This window comes from Chitinophagaceae bacterium, from assembly GCA_016710165.1.
Taxonomy (GTDB): Bacteria; Bacteroidota; Bacteroidia; order Chitinophagales; family Chitinophagaceae; genus Ferruginibacter.
Window position 1 is genome coordinate 1 of sequence record JADJLJ010000004.1, and the last position, 23,976, is coordinate 23,976.

Consider the following 23,976-nt stretch of genomic DNA (forward strand, 5'->3'; position numbering starts at 1 on the left):
GTTGACCATGTATTTATGACCCGGCAGCAGGGTAAACCTGTATTCAGTCCCGGTCAGTCTGCCGGTTGCTTCTTTCATGACGTCCATCCCGTTAGCCAACCCGGTTAGCTGCATCGTATTCGCTGATTGCCGGTCTCCGAACTGAAACCTTTTTTGGTTTAGCCGGCCTGCGAATGAGGGGTCGGTCTCTTTTTTGACATTTTCCGAGTCACTGGAAATGATGCCCCGGAATTTGATCCTGGACGTACGCATTTCACCAACACCCTGGGCAATAGTTTCCACAAACAGGGTACAGGCAACAAGTAAAAGGAATAGCTTTTTCATAAACAGTTTTTTAATGTTGATAGCGGGGGTACGTTGCTCTGATAAAAAAACTCCGGAACCGGAGATTTCAAACGGGTAGAATGGCCGTAATAAAAAAAGTAGTATAAAAGGTACAGTTATTTTTGATAAGGCGCTAAAAAAGAATTTCTCTCACTGGCGCAGATATACAGGGTGGATTAGCGGGCAAGGGTATCTGTGTAGGGAAAAGGTTATAAATACCCCCTCTCCCGGTTCGTGGCCCACAAACCGGGAGAGGGGGCCCAAAATCTATTTTATTTTTCACGCCGTTGGTTGAAAACCAGACGGTGGCATATTCAGAGTAACTGAAAACCTGCGACAGCGGAATGATACATACGGAAAAAGACAATAAGCTTTGCTTCTAAGCAGATCATAACTTCTCATACAACCCCCTCAGCTTCTCCCTCGTCATCTGCTTTTCCCAATCCTTGCCCAGCGCATTTTCCCAAAGCGGCTTCATGCCAAGGGAAACATTGATCATCTTGTCAAAATCTTCGTCGTTGAGGCCGGCGCAGATGTTTTTTGGTATGTCTATCCTGTTCTTCTCCACCATGTATTTGAATTCCTTCACACCTTCGGGATAGTATTCTTCCAGGTGGTCGAACACGATGCAGTTGCCGATGCCGTGCTTGGTGCCCAGTAAGTAGCTGAGTCCATAGCTCACGGCATGCGCCACACCAACCTGGCTGTAGGCAATGCTCATGCCACCGGCATAGGAAGCCATCATCAGTTTGTCGTCGCTGTCGGCATCCCAGCCATCCTTTGTTACATATACTTCGCGGCAAAGCTGCAATGCTTTTTCGCCATAACTTTTGCTGAACTCGTTCAGGTACGTGCCGTTCAGGCTTTCAATACAATGTATATAGCAGTCCATGCCGGTATAAAAGCGCTGGTTGGCGGGGGCGTTGGCGGTTAGTTCGGGATCCAGTACGATCTGGTCGAATGGAGTGAAGTCAGAGTTCATGCCCAGCTTTTTGGTAGGACCGGTAAGCACGGTCGTTCGGCTTACTTCGGCGCCGGTGCCGCTTAATGTAGGTATGCCCGCTTTATATACACCCGGATTCTTCACCAGGTCCCATCCCTGGTAGTCTGCGCTGCTGCCGGGATTGTTCATCATGAGCGAAACGGCTTTGGCAAGGTCCATGGCGCTGCCGCCGCCGATACCGATCACACCGCTTACGGTGCCAAATTCTTCTTTGAGCTGGTTGGCCAGTTTGTCAACATAACTTGTCTTGGGTTCGTAGCTAACATCCACAAAGATCATTTTGTCGTTGCCACGAACAGGTACCCGGCCGGCCAGGGGTTTGCCATCAAAGAAATGATCTACCAAAAAAACCATGGGCGCATTTGCCTTGCGGTGAGGAGCGATGATCTCATCCAGTTGGTTAAAGGAACCACGGCCATAGATCACATAGCCTACCATTTTAAAATTTCTGAAAGACATAATTATAATTTTAACCACAGATGACCACGGATTATTAATCACAGATGGCCACAGATCAGAGAATGATTCTTTTTATTCCCTTCTTCATATCTGCGACGTTAAAATTAAGTAATAAACCAGTTTTACAACCCGAAAGTTTCAGGTAAGTCAGAACCTGTGCCATGTGTATATCTGTAAAAGATTCCACAGCTTTGATCTCAACGACCACTTTGTTTTCTACCAGGAGGTCAAGCCGGTACCCTGCATCAAGCCTTACCGTTTCGAATAATAATGGTAATACCTTTTCTTTTTCAACGAAGAACCCTTCTTTACCCAGTACATAAAACAATGCTTCTTTGTAAGCGCTTTCTAATAACCCAGGGCCAAGGGAGCTATGTATTTTATAAGCAGCGCCAATTACCTGGTAAGTGAGATTGTTGAGATTGTTCGTAATAAGGATTTATTTTTTTACACAAATACACAGCTTTTTATCACAAATAACCGCAGAGAAAATTAAAGTGTTTTCTGTGTTAATCTGTGTGTTAATCTGCGTAAATCTGTGGTAAAATATCCACGTAAATCTGGGGTAAAAACCTACTTCAGCATCGAAGCTGCCCTCACCAGGTCCTCCGGCGTATCGATCTCTACGCCCATGTATTCAGTAACCACCATTTTGAGCGGAACCCCGTTTTCGAGATAACGGAGGCATTCAATTTTTCTGCGGCCTCCAGCGGTGTTATGGGCCAGCTGGTGAAGCTGAGCAAGGCCTGTTTGCGGAAGGCATACACGCCAATGTGTTCGTAATAAACCGGCGAAATGGTTTTATCGCGGTGGTATGGGATGGGGCTTCGGCTGAAGAACAAGGAGTTCATGTTCTTATCAACCGCCACTTTTACGTAGTTGGGGTCGGCAATATATTTTTCTTCTTTCAGCACCTGCATCAGCGAAGCCACCTGCACGCCGGCATCATCAAAGGTCTTCAGCAGTTTTTCCAGCGGCGCTGCCTGAACAAAGGGTTCATCTCCCTGCACATTCACTACAATATCCACTTCCATACCGGCGATGGCTTCTGCAATGCGGTCGCTCCCGCTTTCGTGTTCTTTGATGCTCATCTTTACCTTACCACCGTGCGAAGTCACTTCATCAAAAATGATCTTACTGTCGGTAACCACCATCACTTCGTCGAATAAGCCGGTGGCAACAGTATTGTCGTACGTGTGAAGGATGACCGTTTTGTCCCCCAGCTTCTGCATCAGCTTGGCGGGAAAACGGGTGGCGGCATAACGTGCCGGTATCATGGCGATCTTTTTCATCTTTTGTTATTGCTCCGCAATTTAGTTTATCTGGGCGGAGATTAAGCAATGATTTACCACAGATAACCACAGATTTTTTTACAGATGGCCACAGATTATCTGTGGCCATCTGTGCCTGGATCTGTGTAAATCTGTGGTTAAAAAATCATACCCCCGAACTCCAGGAAATAACGGCCTGTGTATCCAGCATGTAAATTTCAAACTCGGTAAGAGCGCCCTGCGCATGCGTGATCTTTAATCTTTTTACCGGGCCCGTGCCTCCCCCGTATCTTTCTCTTTCCACCTCAATGGTCTTATCGCCGGTGTCTTTTTTAATGACGACGTTCTTCAACGGGAATGCATCCTTCTCCGCAACCAGGTCCGGGTACTGCCCGACCAGTCGAAGTAGTAAAAAGCATTGCTCAATGGTAAAATCAGGAAGGAAATAAACATCCGAACCAAACTCGTATCCCTGCGACTTATGCCATTCCATCCCGTTCTTGTACAACTGTTTGGTAAGTGTTGATTCTCCCATTTCATTCAGCGCCAGGTCCGACTTTTTTATTTCCAACGGATTCCCGTTCTTAGCAGATACCTGTGCAAAATAATCAGCCAGGGTTTTTGTTCCTGCCTTTGGCGCAGGCAGCGGAAGTACATAGCTGCTTACGATATACCCGGTCTTACCATTGTAATTCACCTTCCACCAAAATCCGCTGAAGCCTTCGGTGCTGATGGCGGGCTGGTTGGCATCACCGGTCACGGTGACCAGTTTTTCGCCATAAGGGATCTTTTCCAAAACGGTTGCAGCGGTGCCGGGTTGTTCCCGCATGCTCAGTCCCGACCGGGCTGCTGCATAATACGTGTACTGCGAAAAAGAGAACAGGGAGCAAAAGAGAAAGAGAGCAGATACAGAGATCTTCTTCATTGGATTATTTTAGTGAATGCAAGATACTGATACAAATAAAGATCGGGGAAGTGGATTGGAAAAGATTATTTAACCACAGATGACCACGGAAATTATTACGTTGCTTTCTGTGTTAATCCGTGAAAAAATCTGTGGCTATCTGTGGTAAAAACTCCGCATCAATCACTGGTAAAAACTCCGCTCTTTAAAATGACAAGGGAAGCTCATCAAACACCGCATTACAATTCGTACACCGGTATTTTTTACTGAAGGTGGAAGGCTGTCCGTAAGCGACCCGGTTCTTTAACCTGCCCCAGAAATCCTGCGGCATATTTATTTTCTCTTCAATGGTAAGTGCATGTACTTTGCAATCGGGACAGGCAATATCTTTTACATAATCTTCTTCGGCCTGTTTAATGATGGCAGTTGCCTTTTCAAAGTCAGACTCTTCCACCAGCAGTTTAATGCCGCCCACGGCGGGGTTCAGCAGGGGATCAACCGTTACAATATGTTCATCTTTCAAATGGCAGTTGATCTCATTTTCCTGCAACATGCCCAATGTCATATTCGCCAGCATGAAATTATCGTAAGAGGCGATCTGTTTAAAATTCATGCGGTTATTGTTTTCCATCAATGATGAGCGGTGTGTTTCCCTTTCCCATCACGATCACTTTTGCATTCTGGCTGAGGGCAAGTTCCTTCATGGCCTTTATCTGCTCATACTGCAGCTGCTGGTCGGTAAGCCCTGTGTTGATGATGCGCTGGTAATCGGCAATACCCTGTGCCTCCACCCGCTTTCTTTCTGCCTCCTGTTTCTCCTTCAGCAACACAAATTCCATCTTCTTGGCATCCTGCTCCGCATTGATCTTTGATTCGATGGATGCTTTTACCGAATTGGGTAATGTGATATTTCTTACCAGCAACTGCTCCAGCATCAATCCCCTTTTCTTAAAATCTTCTTCGATGCTTTTATAAATGCGTTGCTGAAATTCATCCCGCTTTCCTGCATAAAGGTCAACGGCCTGGTAGTACACGGCATTGTCTCTGATCTTGGTACGGGTAACCGGGCGCACCACTTTATCCCGGTAATCATCACCTGTTTCCCGTAAAAGTTTTGGCGCATCGCTGCCCACCACCCGGTACAGAACAGTAAGGTCGATCGTAACTTCAAGGCCATCACTGGTCAGCACACGGATGGCATCATCACCCATCTTATTACCTTCGTCATTCACCCCGCTCATGGTATAGTTCTGGGTTTTTACATCCAGCCTCTTTACATCCAGCAAGGGATTAATAAAATGAAGCCCGCTGCCCAGTACATCCGCCTGGATATTACCGAATAATATTTTTACGCCCACTTCGCCGGCATTGATCTGCTTTATACAGGAAGTAAGGATACCCAGCAAAATGAAAAGGAGGCCAACGATGCGGCCAACAGACCTGAACCTGGCCAGGGGAGAATTGCTTTTCAGCAAAACAGCTGTAATGACCAGGACCAGGACACCGATGATAATTAAGAACATGTTGTTTGGTTTAGGATCGCAAGTTCAAGAAAAGAATCTATACAGCGGAGAATGGTTTTGCACATTGAGAAAGGATTGGCTAAGGGGATAAAAGAGCAAAAGAGCAAAAAAAGAGAAGGACCGTTTGATCTTTCTCTTTTCTCCTCTTAGCCTTTATCTTTTTCGTTAATTATTCAGCATCAGCGGCATTACCAGCATCAGCAGTTGTTCGCCTTCTCCCTGTTCGGTAGGTTTTATGATGCCTGCTTTTGTGGGGGTGCTCAGTTCCATAACGATCTCACTGGTGTCGGCGCCGTTCAGCATCTCGATCAGGAATTTGGCGTTGAATGCGATCTGAAGGTCCTCGCCATCATACTGGCAGGCCATGCGTTCGTTCCCTTCAAAACTGAAATCAACATCCTGGGCGGCTAATTGCAGTTCGCTGCCGCTGATGCTTAAAGCCACCTGATTGGTACTCTTGTTACTGAACACACTCACCCGGCGCAAGGCATTCTGAAAATCGTGTTTGTTCACGGTCATCTTGTACGGGTTGTCGGCCGGTATCACCACTTTATAATCGGGGAAACGGGCGTCGATCAGCCGGCACACCAGTTCGGTACCGCCGTGCACCACAAAAAGATGATTGCTGTTGTAAGAGACCTTCAGCTCATCTTCGTTATCGGGCAAAGAACCTTTCAGCAGGTTCAATGGTTTTTTAGGAACGATGAAAGAATCTTTTTTAGGGCAGCTTACATCACTGCGGGTATAGCGGACCAGGCGATGGGCATCGGTGGCTACAAACGTGATCCCCTTTTTATCCAGCTCAAAGAACACACCGGTCATAGCAGGACGGAGGTCGTCGTTGCTTACGGCAAAGATGGCTTTGTTGATAGCGGTCACCAGGGCCGAGGAGGTCATGGTAAAAGCATTGGCATCATCTGCAGCAGGTTCTTTGGGGAAGTTGTCGGGTGTTTCGCCCATTACCTTGTACTTACCATTGTCGCTGGTGATCTCCACGGCAAAGTTCTTGTCAACATTGAACGTGAGCGGCTGCTCGGCAATATTCTTCAGGGAATCCAGCAGTATTTTGGCAGGGATACAGACCTTTCCGCTGTCTTTGGCCTCAATATCCAGGTGAACCTTCATCACGGTTTCCAGGTCGGTGGCAACAACGGTCAGCTTATTCTTCTCTATCTCGAACAGGAAATCTTCCAGGATGGGTAAAACGGTATTGGCATTGATAACTCCGCTGATCTGTTGTAACTGTTTCAGTAAAGCCGATGACGAAACGATGAACTTCATATATATATGTCTTTAGTTGGCAAATATAAAATTAACCAGCCTAAATGTACGGGCTATTTTTAAACAATTTTAAAGGGCATTGCCTGGCTGTTTTTTGGCTGAAAGTAACGTAAAACCCCGTTCTGTAAATAAATGATCCCCGGCCCGGGAAACCGGTGGTATAGAACCCCCGGCGTAATCAACAGCCCTTAATAAGTTTAACTGGCATACAATATTAAATAAGGTTATATTGTTAACTGTAAGGCATCAGGCAATGATCGCCTTTGCCAAAATTTATTATTTATGAAAAAACTACTGGTGCTGATGCTCTCGGCATTCTTCAGTATGGGCCTTTGTGGCCAGCCACAACAGATAAAAATCGTAAACTTTACCGTTAAAAACCAGCTACCGCCTGTTATTGACAACTGGAACAGTGTTCCAGGCTCTTTACTGCTGGTGGCGCAGATCACACCGGGTGTTCGTGTCCCGGGCATCCGGTTGGTAGTGCAGATAAAGGCCAATGGCGCCGTTATCTGCGGTAACAGCTCTGCCGGGGGTATGCAGGTAGATAATTTCACTACCCGTACGTTCTCCGCATCAGAACTGACAGGCGCCCTTGCCGGCTGCCGGGACCTGAAAGACGGATCCTATACGATATGTGTCCAGTTCTTTAACGGCGAACGGAAGGAAGTAAGCAATGAAATATGTAAGGAGTTCCGGGTAGAAACGCCCAAAGAAACAGATTTTGCTCCGCCCACGCTGATCATCCCGGAAAATGAAAAGCGGATCTTAAAAAAAGATATACAGAAACCGGTAACATTCCGCTGGACACCACTGGTGCCCAAACCAAGGGAGCCGGTGACCTACCGGTTAAGGGTCTGGCAATTGATGCAGGGCCAGAACGGTACACAGGCTATGAGGGCCAATACGCCCATCGTTTCAAAAGACGTGGAGAACATTACACAGGCAATGGTCACCAACTTGCTGACCGGACCCTGTAAACCTCCTTATCTCTGTGATTTTATCTGGACCGTACAGGCAGTGAACAGGGAGGGAAAACCCATGGGAAGAAACAATGGCAGCAGCGAACCCCATACATTTAAAATACTGGATGATAATATCAATACAAAGATCGACAGCGTAAGTGTAGGCTGTTGCATGAACGGTAAACAAAGCGTTTATGTGAAAATAAACAACCTGCACCCCACCAACCCCGCACAGGTTACGGCCATAAAGTACAGGGTAAATGGTACCGGGCCGCTTACAACACTATCGCCAACCGTACCGGCCATACCCTTTACGATCAATGCCAATTCTTCCCAGGCTTTTACGGCATTGATAAATTGTGTGGACAGCATGAAGACGATCAAATTCATCGTAGATGCCATCTGGCCAACCGATCCCGATAATATTAATAATGAGACTGCATGGGATACCCTGCATTGCGCCTGCGACGCCTGCGACGAAAAGCACTTTACATTAAAAGCACATCCTCCGCCGGTTATAACGTACGGGAACTATACCATAACCTTCAACCAACCGGTAAGCGTAACAACCACGCCTGCAAAGACCATTAAATCCATAAAGGCCGAACTGGTCTATTTTGAAATGGTGCCCGAGAACGATCTGTGTATACCCTGTGATAAAGATGCAGCCACCTATGGCCACTTCATCAACGGTACCAACAGCCAGCAATGGAACGGACCGGCACAAACGGTAAATATCAGTATAACAACGCCGCAACTGACGCCCTGTTGCAGTGCGGTATTCAGATGGTGCATACGGTACAAGATAGAATTTACCGACTGCACCACCTGCAACAAGCTGGTTTGTTATGAAAAGAAAAAAGAAGGATGTGAAAAAGTGGCTGGCGGCATTGATAACCCAAACAATCCTAAATAAACAGCCATGAAAAAACTGATCAACCTCTTTCTGTTTTCATTTGCTGTTATCATCGCAAATGCACAGGCACAGCCGGCAGGATGCTGCCCGCAGTTTTCATTATCAACCAGCCCCATTCATCCCTGCGATGACAATGCGTGCAAATCAGGCCCTGCAGATCCTAATGGAGGAGGTGCCGGCGGAACGGCACAAAGTTTAATTGCCTGCAAGAATCAGCCACAGACCTATTATGTGGTTCCTGCGTTGCCGGGCTTTACATATAGCTGGACAATTCTGGGTGGCACACCGGCCAGCACTACCGGAAACCCGGTAACCATCAACTGGGGAAATGCAAACCAGGGTTTTTTACAGGTGATCATTACAAATGCAGATGGTTCCTGCCGTGATACGATCAGCAGGAAGGTTTGTTTACTGGACGGGCCAACCGCAGCGATCTCCTATAGTCCCAGCCCCATATGTGCCGGGTCCTGGGTAAACTTCAGCGGTGCAGGATCAGTTGGTGCAACCAATTATTACTGGGATTTTGGCGATGGTACAAGCGCCAATGTTCAAAACCCGCCCCCACATATCTATGCCACCGGCGGTACGTATACGGTTGTGTTGACCGTATCCACCGTAGTAACCGATGCGAATGGCATGACCAGGGATTGTGGTTGTAAAGACACGGCCATGGTGACCGTGAATGTGCTGAACAAAAAAGGGATCGATATCTATACAGACGACTGCCGGAAAATGTTATGTACCGGCGATACGGTTAAATATTGCACCAGCACAACCGGCTGCAGCGGATTAACATGGGCCGTGAACGGCGGAGCGATCTTAAGCGGGCAGGGAACCAGTTGCGTAACGGTTACCTGGAATCAACCAAGCGTATATCCTACATCCGTTACATTAACAGCTTCCAGTTGCCCCGGAAGTGTTTGCGGGAATACGGCCACATTGAATGTGCCTGTTCTTTATCCCAACCTGCCCATCCAGGGGCCGCAGAATGTTTGCCCCGGCTCAAGTACGTCTTATTCTTTACCGGCACTACCCGGCACATTTTATTACTGGATGCTCAGCGGCGGCGGAACGATCGCGGGCTACGACAGCAACCACAACGTAATAAATGTAACATGGGGAAGCACAGCAGGCGGTCCGTATAAACTTGTTTGCCGGTATACAAATCCATACAGCGGCTGCAGCGGTGCAGATACCATTGACATTTTCATAAAACCAAAATTCACGCTGAATGGATTGTCGCCGGTTTGTGTGGGCCAGACAACAAGTATTTGTGCAAACGGACCGGTACTCACCTGGACACATTTACCCACCACCGGGTTTACGGTTAATTCCACCACCGCAAACTGTAAGAACATCACCTGGAATGTGGCGGGGAATTATTCTATAACGGCAACCCCGGTAACCGCTTCCAATTACTGTTCTTCCCCGGCATTACTGAACGTAGTGGTGATCGATACGCCCAAGATCAATGCACTGGCCGGCCCATTGGTAGTATGCCCGGCCCAAACGGCGATGTACAGCATTACCAGCAACATGAATGCGGGCACGTTTAACTGGACCATCACCAACGGAACTGTTATACAATACATGGGCGCACACAACGATTCGGTACTGGTACAGTTCACCGGCAACGGAACAATAAGCGTATCACAAACAGTGAACAACTGTTCAAGCTATACACAGGTGGTCAATGTTTCTGTGATCACTTCAATAGGAACCATTACCGGCAACTCCCCAACCTGTATTGACGCGGTTGAAACGTATACCATTGCCGGCCCGGTACCACCCGGCGGCTACACATGGACATTAAGCAATGCTTTGGGGTCCATCATAAATACAACGGCAAACAGTATTACCATACAGTGGAATGGAGCGGGACCTACTGCCACCTGTACGATCACGGCCACTGCCTGCGGCCAGACCGCCAGCAAAGTAGTTACCGTAAATAATCCTCCCAACGGAACGATCACGGCTACCGGAAATTTATGTACCACCGGGGTAACACTGACCACCTCTCTTACAATGCCATCGTATGACTGGTATAAGAATGGTGTGTTCTATACAAATACCGCAGTCAATAATATTAATGTAACAACACCCGGTTTTTATAAAGTAAAATCACCTACACCCTGTTACGGTACGGCCAGTATCAATGTACCCAATACGTTTACATCCAATGTAAGCATCTCGGCAAACAATGTTACGGTATTCTGTCCCGGGGATCCGATCAATGTGACCTTTGTTGCCACGGTGCAGGCAAATAATACATGTACGTACAGTTACCAGTGGTATAACGGTGCAACGGCTATAGGAACCAACAGCCCGTCTTATACAGCAACGGCGGTTGGTTCATACTACGTTGTGATCTCCTGCGGCAATTGTAAGGACACTTCCAATGTTATAAACATTACCATTGGCAATTGTTCCGGGGTTTGCGGTAATTATGATCCGCTGAAAGCAATTGGCAATGATGTGGGGGGTCCGGTTGATGAAATAACAGAACCGGTTTCGGATGCGTTGTTGTCCTACAGCATTAATATCAATCCACCAGTGGCAAGCCCGTGCAACGTGGTTACGTTCAGCGCCAATTATAATTTCACATCACCCCATTCGCCGAATGCAGGGGTGTTCTGGAATTTTGGCGATGGCTTTGGAGCAACTTCATCATGGGCCGGCATGTCGGGCACATCCACCGCGGCCCCGCATACATATACCACACCGGGCATTTATGTTGTATCTGCTTTAATGTATTCCAATTGTCCGCCACCGCCTACACCGCATATTTGCCCGGTGCTGGATACGATCCATTATGTAGTACCTGTTGCTGCCAATTTCGGATATAATGTGAACTGTAATGTGATCAGCTTATCAGACCTGTCAACAACATTACCAAGTCTGGGTTGCACCATCAGCGCATGGGCATGGACTGTTACCGGTCCGGCAGGCGCTTCATTTAATAACCCGGCGGCACAAAACCCTGTGCTTACGGTTACGCAGTCCGGCATGTATAATATTACACTCCTGGTAACATCCAATTGCGGGGGATGCCAGGCAACCATTACGTACCCGGTAAATATTACCGTGCCCACAGCAACATTTACGCCACCATCTCCCATTTGTGCCCTCACTGCTGCACCGTTCTCTGTTACAAACACACCGGGCTTTTCTTATAACTGGAATTTTGGTGATGGATATCAATCCAATTTAGCATCAACCAATCATGCATTTGCAGCAGCTGGTACAAGCCTGGTTACGTTAACGGTAACCGACCTGATGGGTTGTACGGCAACCAGCAGCCAGACGGTAACCATTTTACCGGCACTGACCGTTTCTATACCTACCGATAAATTCATATGCCCGGGTGCAAGCTTTACGCTGACGACCACGCCTGCCGTATTTACCAATTATCAATGGTATTTTAATGGCAGCCCGATAACCGGGGCAACAGGCGCCACGTATAACGCAACCAGCATCGGCGAATATTACGTGATCGTGAATAATGGAACCGGCTGTATTGCCAGGTCGAACAAAATGCATATCTGGCATCATCCAAAACCCATTGCCGATATACAAGGACAAACCATTCAATGCATCACCGGCGGAACAGGGAACATATATTTATACAACAGTATCACCAATCCCAATTATACATATCTCTGGACGGTGAACCCGGTGGCAGTATTCAGCCCGAACAATACACAGTTTGATGCCAATGTAACGGTGAATGCCACAGGCACCTACCAGTTCATTTTAACGGTAACAGATATTACCACGGGCTGCATTGCCAAAGACACGTTCTGTGTGTATGTTTACAATAGTCCCGCAGTAACTATTGCGCCAACCGGTTATTTATGCGAAGGCATCATGCATACGTACACGGCTACTGCAACACCTCCCAACCCGAATTATGTATATCAATGGAGTAACGGGGTAACCGGGATAAGTATGACCACGGCACAGGCCGGCAATTATTATGTGACCGTTTTAGATCCAGCAACGGGCTGTATTGCACAAAGCAACATGGTAACCATTAAGCGCCGCCCTTATGTAGCACTGTTCCCCATCGGTTGCGATACATTGTGCGATACTGCAAAATTAATTCCGCCATTGCCATTGGGCCCGGGACAGGCATACAATGGCGTGTATGTCATTAAATGGTATGTAGACGGAACCTATCATTCAACCGGTCCGGTTTTGAACCTGTCTGCATTAACATTGGGGCAACACCAGATAAATATTGTTGTAAACTTTATCGGGGATACCTGTGCTGCCACATCGGGTAAATACGACCTGTTCATTAAACACTGCGGCGACTGTGATTGCAAGGAAAGCCATTGGGGCGAGACCCAGTTAACGGAAGGAGAAAAGCCACCGGCTGCAAAAAATAATGTTAAAGCAAATATCCCACCGGTGGTCATTGGCAACCCGATAATTATAAATTGCGGGGTTGCACAAAAACTGGATTGCAATAAGACCTATACGATCAATTCTTCTTATATCTGCAAGGATTCTGCCTGTGCAGGCAAGGTCACGTATTCGCTGCAACCACCAACCGGTCCGGCCATTACCGGCAACAATGCATTTACATTTACCACGAACCAAACCGGTACATATATACTTACCATGTATGGCTGGTGTGGCAATAAGATCTGCGACAGCTGTGTCATTGACCTCATCGTTGACTGTAAAAAATGTGATTGCAAGGGCAGCAAGTGGGGAGAGAAAACATACAGCATAGAAAATATGACGAAACCATTTAACTGCGATAAGAACAAGACCATTGATGTAAAATGTAAAAAACCCATCACACTGAATGCTAACTACATTTGTGCAGATGCTTCCTGTAATGCAGCGGTAACATATTCCATGCAACCGCCGGTTGGTGCAGCAACCACCGGAACCCTGCCGCTTACCTTTACGCCCAATCAAACCGGGATCTATACGGTAACCATGTACGGCTGGTGCGGCAATACCATCTGCGACAGTTGCGTTGTTAAATTCAAAACAGAGTGCCCGGTTGATACCACCTGTTGTCCGTACGAGATAAAAGCAGAAGCAGGAACCATCAAATACGATCATGTGCAGATACCCAATGCCACGGTGGGCTCACAAACATTTACCATCAATGGGCTGGGGGCAGCCAATATTACAGAAGTGAGAGCCAATGTAGTAAGCTATACCATCACCGATAATTATGACAAGGAATGCATGAAGTGTGTAAACCTTCCCTTCACCTGGGCAAGTATCGCATCTGCAGCAAATATCGGCCCGGTGCCGGGATTGATCACCATGTATGGCGGAACAACGGTTCCATCCTTTAATGGAAGCGGTACAGGTGCTTATCAAAATCCACGGGAACTGGTGTGGAATAACGGAACGGTCATCCCGATACCGAACAATACCAATATCGGCATGAATTTTATTTTGCCGCCGATGCCGAAGATCGATTGTTGTGAACTGAAAGGAAGGATATGTGTGAAGTTCACGTTCCGGGACAATGACTGCAAAGAGTGTGAAGTGATCGCCTGTTTTGATTTTGTGATAAAGAAAAAATAGGTCAGTGTATCCGTTTGAAAAACAGGTGTCAGTCTTTTTCAAACTGGTACAATAATTAAATAGCGGATCCGTGGTTTTAAACCAAACCGGTTACTGTATGATGAGAAAAAAAATAATAACTGCCGGCCTTTTCTTTTGCCTGTTCTTTCCTGCAGCATCTGCACAGGGGGTGAAAGAAAAATTAAATATCAGCGGCAGCATGGGGGTTAGCTACGAAGGGTATGGCCTGAGCCGGAGCCCCTCGGGCTGGACGGGCTATGCACCCCGGAGACCATGGAACCAGGTACGCTTTAATTTTAATCCTAACTTTCAGTTTGGAAAAAATTTCAACCTGCCCTTCAATTTTAATTTTGCTGCCATACCCACCAATTTTGCCGGGCCCTATGCCGGCATCAAGAACCAGAACTTCGGGCAGTTCATCACCAACCCCATGAATAGCTTTGGCGTGAACCCAAAATACAAATGGGCAGAACTGCAGTTGGGTACGCAGTATTTAAAATATTCTGACCTTTCCACCGGTGATATCGGCATCTTCGGCGCCGGCATTGACCTGCGGCCCCGGTCATGGCGCTTTAAATTCTTTACAGGCATCTCCCAGGAAGGGGTTAATTATTTCAATGGTCCCCCAACAGTTACCGGAGCCTACAAAAGAAAGAACTGGATGCTGCAGGTCGGGAATGAAGTGGAAGGAAAATATTTGTTTGCCATAAACCTTGCCAAGGGAAAAGATGTACCCAACTCATCTGCCCCGCCACCACTTACCGTGAAGCCGCAGGAAGGTGTGGTGATCAGTATTGTGGGCGATGTGTATGTAGAGAATATCTATTTTAAAGCAGAGGCGGCGCAATCAACCTTCACAAAAGATGTAAACACGCCCGTAACAACATTGCTGCGTGGACTAAAACCGTTCATTGAACCGCATACATCCACCCTCACCGATTTTGCCGGCCAGGTATCAGCCGGAAGAAAGTCTGCCAACTTTGATATCGGGGTGATGGCCAAATACATTGGAGCCGGGTTTCAGACAACCGGCTATCCCTACCTGCAGCCGGACCGGGTTGATTATACACTCAACACACGATTCAATGCCTGGAAAGCCGCGTCGGGGAGTTATAAAATGAATGTGGTGGCAAGTCTTGGCCGCAGGGTGAATAATGTAAAGAACACGGCACTAAGGGCAAGCCAGTTCATCGGTAACCTGAATTGGTTCACCCAGTTCAACGAACACTGGAGCCTGAATGTGAACTACAATAATTTTGGTTTTCAGTCTGCCAGCGGCACCAATCCTTATGGTATAAAGAATGTGAGCAATGACCTGGGTATTAACCCGTCATTTACGTGGACGGGTAAAAAGATCATTCACCTGGTAAGCTTCAGTTACAATTACAGCAAGTACGACGAACGGGATGTGATGACGGGACTGACCACTTCCAACAATACCCATACGGCATTGCTGACCTATGTACCAACTTATTTTGAAAAAGACGTTTCGCCCGACTTCAGTGTGCTGTATTTTTATAATGATGTGCCCCTGGCAAAGATCAAACTGTTCACCATCAGCAGTGCGTTGAGTATGCAGGCTGCGAAAAAGAAACTGAAGCTGCGGGGACAGTTGCAATACACCCTGGGCAAGCTGAACAGTTTCAGCAGCAACAACAACCTCATCGCTTCCTGCAATATTGACCTTAAGCTGACGAAGAAACTGAACTGGAATACTTTTTTAACGACCAACTATTTCAAATACGGCAACGAGATTACACCTGTTGGCGCCAATTATTTAGAGAGTACCTGCCGCACCGGGTTCCAGTACCGGTTCGACACAAAAAAACAATGACATGCGAAAAATGATTTTGTTCATCATAGCAGCATTTATTTTTTCTGCAGCAACAGCGCAGATAAATTCCAACCTGGTATTGCAGGCACAACCACCGGCACAGTTATCAGAATGGGGAAACAGGAGGGAAGTGCTTACCCTGGTATTAAGCGCTCCCGGTGCAGTGGGCGGACAGTTTAAACTGAAAACAGAAATAAAAACACCGGATGGAACGGTCATTGCTTCCGCCGACCTGGCAAAGACAACAACATTCACCAACAATCCTACCGGTGCTACCATCTTATTTGCCAATGACGTGGTACCCCTGGAGTTCATGGTATTTACCGGCAGGTATAAAACATCATTACAGCGTACCGGTAAACTGCCGGCAGATAATTATATACTTTGTGTACGGCCCGTACGCCCGGCCGACTATGCGCCCCTGGGGGAAGAGCAGTGCAAGAATTTTTACCTGGCTACTACACAACTTCCTATTTTGATGAAGCCGTATAATGAAGAAGTGCTGGATGCAAAGATGGCGCAAACAGCCATCACGTTCCGGTGGACACCCGTTGTACCACGACAAGCATCACCGGTCACTTACCGGATACAGGTATTTGAAGTACTGTCCAACCAAAGCCCGGTGCAGGCATTGAGGAGCAACCAGCCATTGCTTGATAAAGAGATCCTGGCAGTCACCCAATTCATATGGCAGCCGCAATTGGCTTTTGCACCGGTCGACAGCAATGCAACAAGAAAATTCCCAACCTTCATCTGGACCATTCAATCGCTTGATAAGTCAGGGAATCCTGTGACCCAAACCGATGGCAATGGGGAAGGAAGAAGTGAGCCAATTATTTTTTTTGTAAACCCGGATAAAAACAAAAAGCCTGAAAATAAAATTAAAGAGTCCGGGAACTGATCAGGCTCTCTGATTATTGTTTAAGGGCGGCTGGTTTAACAGCTCTTAAAAAATTTCCCCGGCACTTCTTCCAGCATTGCTTCAATTTTTTTTGCGGCATTGGTTATAGAGAGGCCACCCAGGTTGGTGCAGCGCAGCGAGTGATGGATCTGATCGCCAACTGCTTTCATCGTTTCTATCACTTCGTCCAAAGGGACCAGGTGTTCGTAATCTGACAGGGCCATGTTGGCACAGGATACTGCATTGGTTGCAGCCATTACATTTCTTCCTAAACAAGGAGCTTCTACCCGGTTGCCAATGGGATCACAGATAATACCCAATGAATTTTGTAAAGCCAGCGAAGCGGCAGCAATGGATTGTTGCAAAGTTCCCCCTTTTAATTCTACGATGGCAGCAGCAGCCATGCCTCCACCCGAACCGGTTTCGGCCATGCAACCACCCACCTCTGCAGCAAAGGTGGCATGTGCAGCAATGAATACGCCGATCAACCCGGCAGACAACATGGCTTTCACCAATTCATCTTCCGGCAATTGCATAGAATGTGCTGTACCAAACAAGGCGCCCGGGAGGGCTCCGCAACTGCCGGCCGTGGGAGCAGCAACAATCACACCCATCGAACTTTTTACTTCCATCATGGCACTTACGTACATGATGATGCGGTTGTTGGTTTCACCGCCAATTAATTTATTGGCTTCCCAGGTTTCTTTAAACTGTACCGACTGGCTTCCTAAAATACGGTCGTCATAATGAGTGCCTTTCAATCCAAGTTGTATGGCATTACCCATGATATGAATGATGCCTCTCATTTTTTCAAATACTTCCGGGGCAGAAATATTTCCCCTGGCCATTTCATAATCAACTGCCAGTTCCCACAGAGCTTTGTTCTTACCGGCATTGTATTCCATCATTTCGTTGCAGGTAATAAAAGGTACTTTCAGATCTTTGCGTGCCATTACCGGTAAAACGGGTTGCAGTTGTTTGATGAATGAAACACCTTCCATCGCCTGCAGCTCTTTACAAATACCCTCATCAAAAAAAGCCTGCGATTTAATTTCAATAAAGGAAATTTTGCCTTTGTGAAATTCTATTTCATCAGATTCAACAGAAGCATTTAAAAAGGCAATGATATTTTCGGGTTTGTCACAATAGATCAATGTTTCAAAATAATCTCCTGCCATGGAAACCGGTACATCATCAATGGCGATCACTTCAATCATACCACCACCGGTGGAGATGGCGGTGAGTTTTCTTGTTTCTTTATTGTTGTGTAAAGTTATTTTATACAGGTTGGGGTGGCCATTGCCAATATCAACAATATTGATGGCAACATTGATGCCGGCTGTTGCCAGGTGTTTTTCAGATTCCGGTAACCGTTCATCATGGGCTTCCCATCCTAAAAAACCACCAAACAACCCCATATCCGATCCCTGGCTTTTGTGTGTGGTTGCCAGTGAGCCGTTGGGGTCAAATTCAACCAGTATGTCTTTGATGTTTTCATCCATTAGATCTCTGCACAGCCGGGCAATGCGTAAAGAGGCAGCACAGTGCGAACTGGAGGGGCCACGCATTACCGGACCGATGACATCGTTGAATATGCTGGGGTATGTACTCATTATGCCTGTTAAGTTACTGAATATTTTTTGGGTCAATTACAGGTTATCCTTCCAGAATTTTTCCATGCTCCGCCGCATATGCAGGGTGGTGTTCTTTCCCTGGCTGATGCCATGGTCACGCATGGGGTACGACAACATGGTAAACAGTTTGTTGTTTTTGATCAGCTCATTCACCAGTATTTCAAAATTCTGGTAATGCACATTGTCGTCACCTGTGCCATGAATGATCATGAGGCTGCCCTCCAGTTTACCGGCATGTGTTAACGGAGAGCCATCCCGGTAACCGGCAACATTATCATTGGGTAAACCCATGTAACGTTCCTGGTAAATATTATCATAAAGGGTTTGTTGGGAAACAAAAGCAACGGCAATAGCGGTTTTATAAACATCGGCATGGCGGAAGATACAGTGCAGCGACATTTGCCCGCCGCCGCTCCAACCCCAGATGCCAATACGTTTCTCATCAACAAAAGAATAGGTAGCCACAATTTTTTTAGCTGCCTTCGCCTGGTCATCGGCAGCCATTAAACCGATCTGCCGGTAAATACTTTTTCTGAAATCGCGGCCACGGGGTACACGGGTGCCACGGTTATCGATGCTTACAACAATATAACCCAGCTGATTGCTCAGGTACTGGTGCCAGAGGTTATCACCGGTGCCCCAGTTGTCCTGCACGGTAGAGCCGGCGGGCTCTCCATACACATGAACCAAAAGCGGGTATTTTTTCTGCGGATCAAAACTGATTGGCTTGATCATCCAGGCGTCCAATACCACCTCCCCGATATCTACTTTAAAAAATTCTTTGCTGCGCAAACCCAGCTCATTCATTTTTGCTTTTAAGGCCGCGTTGTCTTCCAGTAGTTTTATTTCATGGTGTGTATTCAGGTTGATCAGTGAGATACGCCTTGGTGTTGCTGCATTTTCAAAACTGTGTATGGCAAATTTGGCATCGGCAGATATCTGGTAACTGTGTTGCCCGTCCATACCAGCCGGTGATACCCTTTCTGCTTCCCCCTTCCCATCCAGCCTGCTGCGGTACAGGTAACGCCGGGTAAAATTTTCGGGCGAAGCAATGTAATATACAAAGCCGCCAACGGGGTCGATACAGTTTATGTTCACCACATCAAAATTTCCTTTGGTAATGAGGTTCATTTCTTTTCCATCCCGGGAAACTTTGTACAAATGCATCCAGCCATCTTTTTCGCTGGTCCATGTAAATGAGGTTGTATTGTCCAGCCACACAATATTATCATGTATATCTAAAAATGCTTCGTCTTTGTCGGTTAAAATATTTTTAAGCGCCATGGTTTTGGTGTTGCCTGTCCAAACGGTGTTGGTGTTCTGTAAACGGTTCAGTTGCTGTATCATCACTTCATCAGAACCGGGTATATACTCCATCCTGGCCAGATAATTATTGCGGGGATCGCCGGGAACTGAAAACCATTTTGTTTTTCCGCCTGCGGCAGAAATCACACCCACTTTAACGGCCGAATTGGCAGTACCCACTTTGGGATAAGGCAAAGGAATTGGTTTTGAATAATTGGAATCAACATTGTTGATCATGTAAAACGTGCCAACGCCCTTTGTATCCGATTGCCAGTAAGCAATATTTTTTCCATCGGGGCTCCAGCGAAACCCATCCCGGTTATCCAGCTCTTCTTCATATACCCAGTCAAATGTGCCATTGATGATATTGCCGCCGCCATCCTTGGTAAGTTGGGTAGTTTTTCCGGTGGCAATATCTTCCACATAAATATTCAGCTTGCTTACATAAGCCACTCTTCCTCCATCCGGAGAGAACTTAGCAAACATGAGTGTAGCTTCTTCAAGTCCTTTGCCTAGTTGAGTAAGCCTGCCATTGGCAAGATTCAGCACCCAATAATCGCCTCTTGAATTCTGGCGCCACACTTTACGGGTATTGGTAAAGACCAATAGTTTGCTGTTGTCTTCGCTCCATATATAATTGGCGATGGACAGTGGTTTGTTTGTTCCGGCAGGAATCAGCTGTTTGGCATTTACCAGAACGGTTCTTAACCTGCTTTCTGCATTGTATACCACAATATCAGTTCCTTTAGCCCCTGCATTGTTCTCCAGGGTAGAATAACCTTTGTTGTCTTTCATCCACCTTACCGGTCCAAAACCTTTCGACCGGTATACATTATTGGAGTAAATATCTTCCAGGGTTAATTTTTTTGTTTGCGCAAAACTGTTGCAGAAACAAAAAACGGCGAAGATGAAAATCAGGCTGAATGAAAGTTTGCGATTCATGTTGTGGATTTTATTTTAAAATAGTACGTATAGTTATTCAACCAGGTAAACTGCTCCCTTAATTGTTTTAAATTCAATCCGATTATCCGGTAGTTTTTTAAAGCGAACATTCCTGCCATTGCTGCTGATCTTACTGCCTGGTTTACATTCAATCCTGCAAACCTCCCCCGCCTTTGATACTATTTTAAGTTGTGTAACCATTTTATTTTTCCAGACAAAATCCAGCTCAAAGGCGCCTCTTGCAACCAACCCTTTGAATTCACCTTCACCCCATTCGTCGGGTAAAGCCGGTAATAATTTTATAAACCCGTCGTGCGACTGCATCAGCATTTCGGTAACAGCGGCGGTAACACCAAAAGAACCATCAACCTGTAATGCCCTGCCGCAAAGCGCAAAAAAGGAAGCAGTGCATTGTTCTTTCAAATACCCTTTGTAAATTTTATTGGCCCGGTTGCCATCATTCAGCCTTGCCCATAGAGCCATTTTCCAGGCACGTGACCAACCGGTAGAGGCATCTCCTCTTTCGTTCAATACTTTTTTATATGATTCAATCAATGCCGGAGTTCTTTTTTCGTACAACACTTTACCCGGGTATAATCCGTACATGTGTGAATAATGGCGGTGATTTTTTTCCAGCGATTTCCAGTCATCTGCCCATTCCTGTAAAGAGCCATCTTTACCAATTTGCGGGGGCACTAATTTTTCCCTGGCAGCTTTAACCTGTTGAATAAAGATGTCATCCTTTCCCAATATTTTTGCGGCTTCCATATAATAACCGAATAAATCATAAAGGATCTGCATATCAATGGAAGAGCCGGCACATATGGTTGTGCCTTCCCGGAATCCGGCGGTTACTTCATCAAAATAAGGTTTGTTGCCACCGCCATCCGGAAAGTTTTCGGGGGATGTGGAGGGATTGGTGACCAGCCATTTTCCATTGGGGTGTGGTACCAAAAAATCCATAAAGAATTGAACCGCACCTTCCATCAACGGAAAGGTTTCTTTTAAAAAATATTTATCCCTGGTGTATTGATAATGCTCCCATATATGTGTGCAAAGCCAGGCGCCTCCTACGGTAAATGTTCCCCAGGTGGGACCGTCCATCGGCGCTGCAACCCGCCATATATCTGTATTCTGATGAAATACCCACCCCCTTGCACCATAATGTTCACGGGCAACCTGTGTGCCCTGGTCGGTTAATTCTTTTATCATTCTTACCAGGGGTTCTGCACATTCCGGAAGGTTACCGCTTTCTACCGGCCAGTAATTCATTTGGGTATTAATGTTGGTGGTATATTTCGAATCCCAGGATGGATTCATATTGTCGTTCCAGATGCCCTGTAGATTGGCTGGTTCTGTTCCCGCCCTGGAAGAAGCGATCATAAGGTATCTGCCAAACTGATAACTCAATGCTGCCATAGAAGGATCGGGTTCTGTTTGAATCTTTTTCACCCTTTCGGGTGTAGGCAAAAAAGAATTTTGAGTACTGGATAATTGCAGTGAAACACGATTGAAATATTTTTTATGATCTGCTACAGCCGATTCCAAAATGGTATCGTAAGATTTATTTTCAATTCCGTTAAAATAATTATCTACCCGTTGATGCTGATCAGCACTCACATCTTTATAATTCACAAAATTGGTAGCCGCTGCAAAATAGATCGTTACAGAATTTGCATTTTCAATAATGAGATTCACATCGTCCGTTTTAATTGTGCCCCCTTCCGTTACTGCTTTTATTCTTGCCTCGTATTTCAGTTTCCCTTCTACTCCCATATAGTCGGCCGACTTTCCTGTAAGCACCAGTCCATCGCTGCCATAAGGATCCATTTTAAAATAATCAGTTGCATAATTGGAATGCGTTTGGTTTCTTTCTCCCCGGAGATTAGCGGTAAAAGAAATACTGCCTGGCTTATCAGCCGTAATACGAACAACAATTACCTGGTCTGGAGCAGAAGCAAGTACTTCCCGCTGATAAGTGATCCCATTGGAAATAAAACTAACACCCGTAATTCCGGTTTCCAGGTCAAGCCATCTTTTGTAATTGGTTATACTGTCCTGGTTCTTAAAAAACAAATGCAGGTTGGCCAGGCATTGGTATTTCATTTGTTCAACCGGGTAGCCCATTGTATTTCTGCCGAATAAATTGTGCGCCGCTAAATACTTTTCTTCAAAAACCAGTTTTTGTATTTCGGGTAAAACTTTATAACCGCCTTTAACAACGGTTGAATACGGGCCACCTGACCAATAGGTTTCTTCATTTAACTGAATGCGTTCTTCCCCGTTCTTTCCAAATACCATGGCGCCCAGGCGGCCATTACCAACCGGCAGGGCTTCGTCCCATTTTTTTGCAGGAGCAGCATGCCATAATAAAGTAGCCGGGTTAAAGGATTGTGTATTGATCTTCAGGGGGATCCCGGTTTTCTGCGCCTGAAGAGCGGATGCTGAAAGAAAAAAAATTACGAAAAACGGGAGCTTGTAATAATTCATCATTGAATATTCATTGAAGTGAGTGCAGAAAAACAAGATAATAAATAAAACATTCTCTGTATGAAAATATATTTTATACTTCGCACGGCATCCATTTTCTTATTTTCCGGAATTTTGCCGGGATTAGTTTTTTATGCTGCCCCTGTCTATTTTTGTATCCCGATGAATAAACAATTTTTTTCAAAAGAAGAGGCCTTTCAGAAAGCAAAACAATACTGTGCCTACCAGGAACGCTGCCACAGCGAGGTGAAGGAGAAACTCTACAGTTTTGGTTTGTATAGGAAGGAAGTGGAAGAACTGCTTTCGAAACTGATAGAAGAAAACTATCTGAACGAGGAACGCTTTGCCATCCAGTTTGCCGGTGGAAAATTCCGGATGAAGCAATGGGGCCGGGTAAAGATAAAATATACCCTCCGGCAAAAGCAGGTAAGCGAATACTGTATAAAAAAAGCGCTGGCCGGCATTCCGGAAACGGATTATTCAGGAACCATGCAAAAACTCTTCGACCAGAAATTAAGAACACTAAAAAGCGAAAAGAACATTTTTATCAAAAAAAGAAAACTGCAGGATCACCTGATGCAGAAAGGATACGAGCCGGCATTGGTAAATTCACTGATCGCCGGGATCTAGTTCCATACACTGGTCCATGTAAAAATCGAACATGC

15 protein-coding genes and 1 pseudogene are annotated in these 23,976 nt (G+C 46.2%); 5 read left to right on the top strand and 11 right to left on the bottom strand.

Annotation, left to right across the window (positions count from 1 at the left end; translation table 11 throughout):
* From IPJ02_14730 to dnaN, 8 genes and pseudogenes are all read right to left on the bottom strand, one after another.
* Nucleotides 1-324, bottom strand: a 324-nt coding sequence (locus IPJ02_14730) for a hypothetical protein (protein MBK7376747.1), incomplete at its 3' end; no start/stop codon positions are given.
* A gap of 388 nt (nucleotides 325-712) precedes the next feature.
* Entirely contained in the window at nucleotides 713-1,786 is a 1,074-nt protein-coding gene (locus IPJ02_14735) for an iron-containing alcohol dehydrogenase (GenBank protein ID MBK7376748.1), read from the bottom strand.
* A gap of 55 nt (nucleotides 1,787-1,841) precedes the next feature.
* Nucleotides 1,842-2,219 (bottom strand): GxxExxY protein, encoded by a 378-nt coding sequence (locus tag IPJ02_14740; protein ID MBK7376749.1) that lies wholly within the window; start codon nucleotides 2,217-2,219, stop codon nucleotides 1,842-1,844.
* A gap of 140 nt (nucleotides 2,220-2,359) precedes the next feature.
* A pseudogene (kdsB, locus tag IPJ02_14745) lies at nucleotides 2,360-3,078 on the bottom strand (3-deoxy-manno-octulosonate cytidylyltransferase).
* 145 nt (nucleotides 3,079-3,223) lie between these two features.
* Nucleotides 3,224-3,982 carry an SH3 domain-containing protein gene (locus IPJ02_14750; GenBank protein ID MBK7376750.1) on the bottom strand — a complete coding sequence of 253 codons (759 nt, stop codon included), beginning with the start codon at nucleotides 3,980-3,982 and terminating at the stop codon, nucleotides 3,224-3,226.
* Nucleotides 3,983-4,166: 184 nt separating this feature from the next.
* Nucleotides 4,167-4,574, bottom strand: a complete 408-nt coding sequence (locus IPJ02_14755; protein ID MBK7376751.1) for a DUF2007 domain-containing protein — start codon at nucleotides 4,572-4,574, stop codon at nucleotides 4,167-4,169.
* Between the two features lie 4 nt (nucleotides 4,575-4,578).
* Complete coding sequence (locus tag IPJ02_14760) at nucleotides 4,579-5,484, bottom strand: prohibitin family protein (GenBank protein MBK7376752.1); 906 nt, start codon at nucleotides 5,482-5,484, stop codon at nucleotides 4,579-4,581.
* A gap of 165 nt (nucleotides 5,485-5,649) precedes the next feature.
* Nucleotides 5,650-6,765: a DNA polymerase III subunit beta gene (gene dnaN, locus IPJ02_14765; protein ID MBK7376753.1), complete on the bottom strand. Its 1,116-nt coding sequence runs from the start codon at nucleotides 6,763-6,765 to the stop codon at nucleotides 5,650-5,652.
* 282 nt (nucleotides 6,766-7,047) lie between these two features.
* Between dnaN and IPJ02_14770 the strand changes: the two genes are divergently transcribed.
* From IPJ02_14770 to IPJ02_14785, 4 genes are all read left to right on the top strand, one after another.
* Nucleotides 7,048-8,646: a hypothetical protein gene (locus IPJ02_14770; GenBank protein MBK7376754.1), complete on the top strand. Its 1,599-nt coding sequence runs from the start codon at nucleotides 7,048-7,050 to the stop codon at nucleotides 8,644-8,646.
* 6 nt (nucleotides 8,647-8,652) lie between these two features.
* Nucleotides 8,653-14,205, top strand: coding sequence for a PKD domain-containing protein (locus IPJ02_14775; GenBank protein MBK7376755.1), 5,553 nt, complete (start codon nucleotides 8,653-8,655; stop codon nucleotides 14,203-14,205).
* A 97-nt stretch (nucleotides 14,206-14,302) separates the two neighbouring features.
* Nucleotides 14,303-16,039, top strand: coding sequence for a hypothetical protein (locus tag IPJ02_14780; protein MBK7376756.1), 1,737 nt, complete (start codon nucleotides 14,303-14,305; stop codon nucleotides 16,037-16,039).
* A 1-nt stretch (nucleotide 16,040) separates the two neighbouring features.
* Nucleotides 16,041-16,940: a hypothetical protein gene (locus IPJ02_14785; GenBank protein ID MBK7376757.1), complete on the top strand. Its 900-nt coding sequence runs from the start codon at nucleotides 16,041-16,043 to the stop codon at nucleotides 16,938-16,940.
* Between the two features lie 35 nt (nucleotides 16,941-16,975).
* Here IPJ02_14785 and IPJ02_14790 read toward each other — a convergent pair whose 3' ends face one another.
* Genes IPJ02_14790 through IPJ02_14800 form a run of 3 tightly spaced genes read right to left on the bottom strand, consistent with a single transcriptional unit; the run spans nucleotide 16,976 to nucleotide 23,314 of the window.
* Nucleotides 16,976-18,553 (bottom strand): L-serine ammonia-lyase, iron-sulfur-dependent, subunit alpha, encoded by a 1,578-nt coding sequence (locus tag IPJ02_14790; protein ID MBK7376758.1) that lies wholly within the window; start codon nucleotides 18,551-18,553, stop codon nucleotides 16,976-16,978.
* Nucleotides 18,554-18,589: 36 nt separating this feature from the next.
* Entirely contained in the window at nucleotides 18,590-20,821 is a 2,232-nt protein-coding gene (locus tag IPJ02_14795) for a S9 family peptidase (GenBank protein MBK7376759.1), read from the bottom strand.
* 33 nt (nucleotides 20,822-20,854) lie between these two features.
* Entirely contained in the window at nucleotides 20,855-23,314 is a 2,460-nt protein-coding gene (locus IPJ02_14800) for a glycoside hydrolase family 95 protein (GenBank protein MBK7376760.1), read from the bottom strand.
* 159 nt (nucleotides 23,315-23,473) lie between these two features.
* Between IPJ02_14800 and IPJ02_14805 the strand changes: the two genes are divergently transcribed.
* Nucleotides 23,474-23,941 carry a RecX family transcriptional regulator gene (locus IPJ02_14805; GenBank protein ID MBK7376761.1) on the top strand — a complete coding sequence of 156 codons (468 nt, stop codon included), beginning with the start codon at nucleotides 23,474-23,476 and terminating at the stop codon, nucleotides 23,939-23,941.
* The last annotated feature ends 35 nt before the right edge of the window (nucleotides 23,942-23,976 follow it).